The 6,363-nt window shown below is 52.6% G+C and carries 7 protein-coding genes and 1 pseudogene; 5 read left to right on the plus strand and 3 right to left on the minus strand.

Annotated elements, in window-relative coordinates; translation table 11 throughout:
* On the plus strand, positions 1–786 hold a 786-nt coding region (locus AB7F49_RS36910; RefSeq protein WP_428532180.1), incomplete at its 5' end, for an ABC transporter ATP-binding protein.
* Between the two features lie 365 nt (positions 787–1,151).
* On the opposite strand, the gene AB7F49_RS36915 is transcribed toward AB7F49_RS36910, so the two are convergent.
* Positions 1,152–2,042, minus strand: a complete 891-nt coding sequence (locus tag AB7F49_RS36915; RefSeq protein WP_428532183.1) for a LysR family transcriptional regulator — start codon at positions 2,040–2,042, stop codon at positions 1,152–1,154.
* Positions 2,043–2,155: 113 nt separating this feature from the next.
* Here AB7F49_RS36915 and AB7F49_RS36920 point away from each other — a divergent pair, with 113 nt between their 5' ends.
* On the plus strand, positions 2,156–3,652 hold the full coding sequence (locus AB7F49_RS36920; protein WP_428532186.1) for a CoA-acylating methylmalonate-semialdehyde dehydrogenase: 1,497 nt from the start codon (positions 2,156–2,158) through the stop codon (positions 3,650–3,652).
* A 282-nt stretch (positions 3,653–3,934) separates the two neighbouring features.
* Here AB7F49_RS36920 and AB7F49_RS36925 read toward each other — a convergent pair whose 3' ends face one another.
* Both AB7F49_RS36925 and AB7F49_RS36930 read right to left on the minus strand, forming a co-directional pair.
* Positions 3,935–4,252: a hypothetical protein gene (locus tag AB7F49_RS36925; RefSeq protein ID WP_428532189.1), complete on the minus strand. Its 318-nt coding sequence runs from the start codon at positions 4,250–4,252 to the stop codon at positions 3,935–3,937.
* A gap of 164 nt (positions 4,253–4,416) precedes the next feature.
* Positions 4,417–5,292: an IclR family transcriptional regulator gene (locus tag AB7F49_RS36930; RefSeq protein WP_428532192.1), complete on the minus strand. Its 876-nt coding sequence runs from the start codon at positions 5,290–5,292 to the stop codon at positions 4,417–4,419.
* Between the two features lie 116 nt (positions 5,293–5,408).
* Here AB7F49_RS36930 and AB7F49_RS36935 point away from each other — a divergent pair, with 116 nt between their 5' ends.
* From AB7F49_RS36935 to AB7F49_RS36945, 3 genes and pseudogenes are all read left to right on the plus strand, one after another.
* On the plus strand, positions 5,409–5,774 hold the full coding sequence (locus tag AB7F49_RS36935) for a Rieske (2Fe-2S) protein (protein ID WP_428532195.1): 366 nt from the start codon (positions 5,409–5,411) through the stop codon (positions 5,772–5,774).
* Positions 5,767–6,159: a hypothetical protein gene (locus AB7F49_RS36940; protein ID WP_428532198.1), complete on the plus strand. Its 393-nt coding sequence runs from the start codon at positions 5,767–5,769 to the stop codon at positions 6,157–6,159. The genes AB7F49_RS36935 and AB7F49_RS36940 overlap by 8 nt, the downstream gene beginning before the upstream one ends.
* Positions 6,156–6,363: pseudogene (locus tag AB7F49_RS36945) on the plus strand (hypothetical protein); the annotation flags it as partial. The gene AB7F49_RS36940 and the pseudogene AB7F49_RS36945, both read left to right, overlap by 4 nt.

Raw genomic sequence — 6,363 nt, forward strand, 5'->3', positions numbered from 1 at the left:
CCGACGGTGATCCGAACGACGTCATACGTAACCCTGAGGTCGAGAGGGCGTATCTTGGGTAACAGTTTGTCTATCGAGAACATTCACGCAAGTTACGGCGCCGTGCGGGTCATCGAAAATGTCTCGTTGGAAGTCGATTCCGGCAAGACGGTTGTGCTTCTCGGCACCAATGGAAATGGCAAGAGCACTCTTATTAAGTGTATCATGGGGCTGTGCCGGCCAAGCGAGGGTCGCATCGTCGCGGAGATTGATGGCAGCAAGCATGATCTGATCGGTATGACCACTGAGGAGATAGTCGATCTTGGTATTGCACTGGTACCGGAAGGTCGCCGCTTGTTTCCGAAACTGACTGTTGAAGAGAATCTAGCTCTTGGAGCGTTCCGTCAGAAGGCGCGCGAGCAGATGAAATCTAATCTCGAGTTTTGCTTTGAAACGTTTCCCCGCCTTGCTGAGCGCCGCAAGCAGCTAGCCGGCTCCATGAGCGGTGGCGAACAGCAGATGCTGGCGCTTGCGCGTGCGCTGATGCTAGCGCCAAAAATTCTACTGGTTGATGAGCCTTCGGTGGGGCTATCGCCTCTCTTGGTCGGTCGCACCATTGACGCAATACGCGATTTGAAGAAAAAATATGAACTTACGGTATTGATGGCAGAACAGAACTTCACACAGGCCATACGCATTGCTGATTCCGGCTACGTGATCGTGCACGGTGAGATCGCTTTTAATGGAAAAACCGCCGACGAGCTTAATAACAACGATCTGATCCGGAAGTTCTATCTCGGCGTTTGAATTTCTTACTGCAAACCGTCAAGCACCACCGGTGCCTTTGATATGCCCGGCGAAGCAGACACTTTGTCACTCTCCATAGGCCTGGCCTCAAAGTTGTCTACGGCACCTACCATTAAAGAATGGAGCATGCTGGTTCTCTGATCGATCTACTTCGTAAGCATGGTGCTAAAATTGGGCATGTCCAGCTTGGAAATGTTCCTGGCAGGTATGGGTCCGGCGAGGGCGAACTTGGTCTGGATTACTTGATACGCAAATTTGATGATGCAGGTTGGAGTTTCTGGATAGGCTTGGAGTTTGACCCTTCCAAAGGTTGCTAGAAAAGTCTTCGGTAAATCCAGCATTACGGATATCCGATAGCAACGCTATCATGATGGGCAGAAAAACCCTCGGCCCGAGTTTTTGAACTCTGACGTGATAAATTCATGTACAAATGAAATGCGTCGTATCATTCGAACGTCTTTGTGGGCAACAAGCCAATAATTTCTCTTGACGGAGAAGCTTGGTAATATCTTTACAAGGTCACCGAAGGCTCTCGCAGCGTAATCGTGAAGAATGCCAACTCCTATGCCTGATCGTACCACCTCGAGTTGCGAAGTAAGGCTTGCGCATTCAAAACGCTTTGCCGCAAATTTTTCGAGTGGTTCTGCATATTCGAGCGTTGAACTATAAATTAGATCAGAAACGTAAGTTACCAGTACGCGATCCTTGAGGTCCTGATAGTCCTTAATGGCTCCGAATCTTTTGATGTGGTCTCGCGAGACATAAGCTCCAAGTGTGTAGTCAGATAACTTAAGAGAGGTAAGGCGACCTTCAACCGGACGTTCAATTGTGATAGCTAAATCAGCCTCTCGGCGAGCAAGCGAAAAGGTCCTTGGTATAGGAACAAGCTGAATCCGCAACTCAGGGTTCTTGTCGGCTAACTCTGCCAGTCGTCGAGCAAGATAATAGGTACCTAGTCCATCTGGAGTGCCAATTCGCACCGCGCCAGTGACACGGCTTTCAGCCTGAGAAAACTCAACGACCGCGTTGTCCATTGCGGTCTCCATCGCCTCGGCTGTTTGGAGTAAACGTTCCCCTAAGGTGGAAAGCGCAACGCCAGTAGTGCTGCGATTAAAGAGTTTTGCGCCAAGCTCTTGCTCCAACGCCGTGATTCGACGCCCAACAGTCGTGTGATCCAGTTCGAGGCGACGTGCTGCAGCGACAAACTGGCCAGCTCGTACAACGGCAAGAAAGATGCGGATTTGATCCCAATCCATAACTTATGTTTAGCACAAAAATGCAAACCGATTTAGCAACCAATCACCTTGCTGGGATAAATATTTCAATCCACGAAGCTCAGGAAATTAGCCGGTAAAGAGGTGGCGCTTCCATGATTAACTATGGTCATTTCATTGGTGGAAAATCTTTCACGGGCGATGAGAACCGCTACGGACACGTTCTTCAACCTATGGATGGAACCGTGCGTGCACGTGTTGCCTTGGCCAGCACAAAGGACGTTCAGGCCGCTGTAGAATCTGCGAAAGCCGCGCAACCGGCCTGGGCAGCAACGAACCCACAGCGCCGTGCGCGAGTGCTGATGAAATTCCTTCAGTTGGTCGAGCGGCACAATGACGAACTCGCCGAAATTCTCGCTCGTGAACACGGTAAGACTATTGCTGACGCTAAAGGCGATATCTTACGTGGGGTCGAGGTCGTGGAGTTTTCAATTGGCGCACCACATCTATTGAAGGGCGAGTTTACAGATAACGCAGGCCCTGGGATCGACCTGTACTCGATGCGTCAACCGCTAGGAGTAGTCGCCGGAATTACTCCATTTAATTTTCCTGCAATGATTCCATTGTGGAAAGCTGGTCCCGCAATTGCTAGCGGCAACGCATTTATATTAAAGCCGTCGGAGCGCGCTCCCGGCGTCCCACTGCGTCTAGCGGAGCTGTTTTTTGAAGCCGGGCTCCCAGCAGGCATCTTCAATGTCATCAATGGTGACAAAGAAGCCGTCGACGCGATTTTGGATCATCACGATATAAAAGCGATTGGATTCGTTGGATCTACACCGATAGCCAAATATATTTATTCTCGCGGAACGCTCAATGGAAAGCGGGTGCATTGTTTCGGAGGAGCAAAAAACCACCTTGTCGTAATGCCTGACGCTGACATGGATCAGGTCACCAACGCCTTAATCGGTGCGGGTTATGGCTCTGCCGGCGAACGGTGCATGGCAGTCTCTGTCGCAGTACCCGTTGGTGAAGATACGGCGAACGAGCTCATGAAGCGCTTGGTGCCTAAGGTTGAGCAGCTCAAGATCGGTCCTTCGACAGACAGTACCGCTGATTATGGCCCTCTTGTTACGCGGGATCATTTAGAAAAGGTTTTGTCCTACGTATCATTCGGGCTCGAAGAGGGTGCAGAACTCGCCGTTGATGGCCGAGGCTTTAAGATGCAGGGATACGAGAAGGGCTTTTATCTTGGCGGCTGTCTTTTCGACAGAGTAAAGCCGGATATGCGCATTTATAAAGATGAAATCTTCGGGCCGGTTCTGTCTGTTGTCCGCACCACTAAATACGAAGACGCGTTAGCCCTTTGCAACGACCATGAATACGGAAACGGCGTTTCGATCTTCACCCGAGACGGCGATGCGGCGCGAGATTTTGCGTCGAAAGTCCAAGTCGGCATGGTTGGAATCAATGTGCCGATTCCAGTGCCCCTTGCTTATTATACGTTTGGTGGTTGGAAGGCATCGTCATTTGGAGATCTTAACCAACATGGCCCCGACGCATTCCGCTTTTATACAAAGACAAAGACCGTTACATCGCGCTGGCCTTCCGGGGTGAAAGAAGGGGCGAGTTTTGTAATGCCAACCATGTCTTAAGCACTAGATTTGTAAGGGTTGTGTTGCCGAGCTGCAGCGACGTCTCCGCGAACCGACCGAGCGGCAATCAGCCGTCCTCGCAAGTGAGCGGAAGCCGCGGCCATCGATGGGCGCGATGCTGTCATTTCGAAAAACTGAATTTCAGCTCATTGAATAATGCCGTCGGAAGGGCAGTTTTGTCAGAATGACCGCAGAAATTGCCGACTTCTCTGGCAACTTCTAAGCTGTTGATCGTAAGGTCGTTTCCGCCAATGTTTCGCCAATGATATTTGCGTAAGAACGTCAAAAATCGCGATCAAAAGAGCCAAATTCGTCTGCGTTTTCAACGTCGCTCGAATTGTCGTCTGCGCTCATAACGGTCTGGTTCCTGGTTCGAGTCCAGGCAGGCCCACCAATTTTTTCAACGGTTTCCGTTGGTGCTCGCTGACCAGTGTCGCTTCCCGCCAATGATTCCGCCAATGATTGGCGAGGCTGGTAGCCAGTCGCGCTTGCCGCCTCGCGAAGATGCTCGGGATGATGATGACCGTAAACGCTTTCGAGCGTCTTTTGCGTCATGCCAAGAAAGCGACTTGCTTCCCACAGCGGCACGCCAGCTGACATGAGCCACGTAGCTGCCGTGATCGGCTTCGCAGCTCGGTCCGCTGTCGATCACAAGAAGCTAATGGTTGATATACGATTGTATGCCTCGGTCGATACTATGCACAATTCTGTGGTTCGATGATTTGTGCTGTTGTTTCGCCGGACGTTGACCAGAAAATTGTTCTTCAAACCGTAAGGTCGAGCTGTGCGGAGAGTTCTTTTGCCGCGCTTCGAACAGCGCTTCGTAGCCTCGACTTCTCGGTGCTACTGACGCGGTAAGCGGGAGCGAGGAGTACCAGCGCGCTGTTCGAGGTATCGCCCGCAATGATCGGTGCGGAAATGCCCCATAGATCGGGCGTGATTTCCGTCTCGCTTTCGGCGTAGCCGCGCTGACGGATGGTTTCAAGTTCGCGTATCAAAGAGTTCCGTTGCGGCCTGAATTGCGGATCGATGCGCATGGCCTCGGCCAAGATCAATTCTCGTTCCGCTTCCGAGGCGTAAGCCAGTAGAGAACGCCGCAGCGCTCCCGGCAAATGAAGCGGAAACGTAGTGCCGACTTCGAACGTATACCGGATAGGCATGATCGACTCGCAACTCGCGATGCACACGCCGAAATGTCCGGACCGCTTCACAAGCAGCGTAAGCTCCCGCGAGCCCTGCGTGAGCCGTTGCATCACGGGGCGAGCAATTGAAATAAGCTTGCCGGCAAGTTTCGAGTTCCGCACGAGACCGGTCGCGAGCGGCGCGACCTCAAGATGCCCGGTACCGGTTTCAACAACGAATCCAGCTTCTTTCAGGATCTTCACGTAACGGTACGTGGAGCTTTTCGGCGCTTTTATCGCGACTGCGATTTCTTCCACCGATGCTTGAGCGGGACCAGTGGCAAATAACGAGAGTATTTGAAGAACTCGCGCGGCCGGCCCGGAAGGCGCTCGCGATCGTCCGCGGGACGAGGCGATGCTTCGCAGCGGTCGTCGTATCTGCCGAATTTTTCTTTTCATTTGCGTATTCTTACCAGACGGCGGGAAGCGGTCTGCACAAAAAATAATACCGTACTGCACAGGAAGTCGCCAAGGGCGATTCTCAACTCGTGAGAATTGCATGCTTGATGTGACCGATACCCCTCAGCATATTTTGAATCCTTATAAACGCCGAAGCGACCCTTGGAGGGTGAAATATGGCAGCGACCAAGATTTGCCCGGCAAGCGAACTGATTAGCGCTGGCAAGAAAGTCGTATCCATCGATGGCGTCGAAGTCGGCATCTTTCATCTGCAAGGAGAGTTCTACGCTTGGCATAACCGGTGTCCGCATCAGGGCGGTCCGGTTTGTCAGGGCCGTATGTTCAATCTCGTCGAAGAAGTGGTCGATGAAAACCGCTGTAGTCACGGACGGCGCTTCAACGACGAGAGACTGAATATCGTCTGCCCGTGGCACGGCACCGAGTTCGACATCAAGACGGGGAAGAGCACGGGTGCGCAGCGTTGGATGCTCAGGCCCGCAAAAGTATTTGTCGAAGAAGGACAGGTAATCCTCGATGTCTGATGCAAAAGAAGAAGCGGGTCTCGAGAACGATCATTACGCGGTGGTTGAGCGTTCGGCGGAGATTATTTGGCGCAGAACCGCCGAAAGCATTTCCAAGGGTGAGGTCGACCGAATTTCCGACCGCGCGGTGGTTACGCTATTCACGGCGGCGGTGAAGCTCTACGCGCAGAAGTGTGGAGACGAGCGAACCTTTCGCCCGCTCGCGGGCCGTTACGACGAGATCGTCACCGCGACGGAAGCGCTTACGGTGGCTACGGAATTGCTTCGCGCACTTCGTCTCGGGCCTACCGAATTCGCGCTGTGGGCGCGGCGCCGGCCGGAAGATTACTACGATTTGCCGGCGGATGCGATCGAGATCGAAGATCAACAAGAGTTGCTGAAATGAATATCGCGGAGCGAAAATTTGCCCTGCCGGAAGAACTGCCGGTGCAGGAAGTCAGCACTTACACGGATACGCGACAACTGCTCGCGCGTGCGAAGAGGGAAGCGGTCAAGAAGGGCTATAGCGACTGGCTCATTTGCGACATGGACGCGCATCATGTCGAAACCGTTTCCTGGAAGGAGATCGTCGAGTACATCGAGGATCCGG

It is taken from the genome of Pseudorhodoplanes sp. (assembly GCF_050250235.1).
In the GTDB taxonomy this organism is placed as follows: Bacteria; Pseudomonadota; Alphaproteobacteria; order Rhizobiales; family Xanthobacteraceae; genus Pseudorhodoplanes.